The sequence below is a fragment of the Alkalihalophilus lindianensis genome, from assembly GCF_032843265.1.
In the GTDB taxonomy this organism is placed as follows: domain Bacteria; phylum Bacillota; class Bacilli; order Bacillales; family Bacillaceae_D; genus Alkalihalophilus; species Alkalihalophilus lindianensis.
Window position 1 is genome coordinate 1 of record NZ_JAWJBA010000030.1, and the last position, 559, is coordinate 559.

Annotated in this window: 1 protein-coding gene; it reads left to right on the plus strand. The window is 38.3% G+C overall.

The features are described from left to right. Window positions 1-12: 12 nt before the first annotated feature. Window positions 13-534, plus strand: a complete 522-nt coding sequence (locus tag RYX56_RS21130; RefSeq protein ID WP_317123961.1) for a DUF6431 domain-containing protein — start codon at window positions 13-15, stop codon at window positions 532-534. Window positions 535-559: the final 25 nt, after the last annotated feature.

Here is a 559-nt window from a genome sequence, read left to right on the forward strand (position 1 = left end):
TTCAATGAGAATATTTTTTGTCCGTGTTGCGGGAGGCAAACCAGGAAACACGGAAAATATGAAAAAACAATTTATTTTAAGCATCAATCCTTTCGGATTCCTATCATGCGGAGAAGATGCCCGGATTGTAATAAGACCTTTTCATTAATGCCTTTCTTTACGTTCCCATGGGGAAGATTTGCAAATCATATCTATGAATTTTTGGGAAGATGGTTGATGGAAGGGGTTCCTATTAGTCGATTGGCTAAATGGTTAACGACCTCCTCTATTTCAGTGGTCTCACTTAAAACACTTTATCGTTGGAAGCAACGATTTCAGGGTTTATGGGGGATATGGTGGATTAATCAACGAAAGAAATGGACATCTGAGTACCAAGAAGGAGATGGGTTATTGCCATTTTATCGAAAAGGAATGACTTCTAGCGAAGAGATTCAATTTCTTCTCTCTTTCTTTTTTGGTAGAAATGGCTCTATTCCTTGTAAGGGAAGACTTTTTTCTGAGATTAATCTCCGCCAGCCTTTTCCTGATTGGTAAAGTCAATTGAAGCGTCGGATAATTT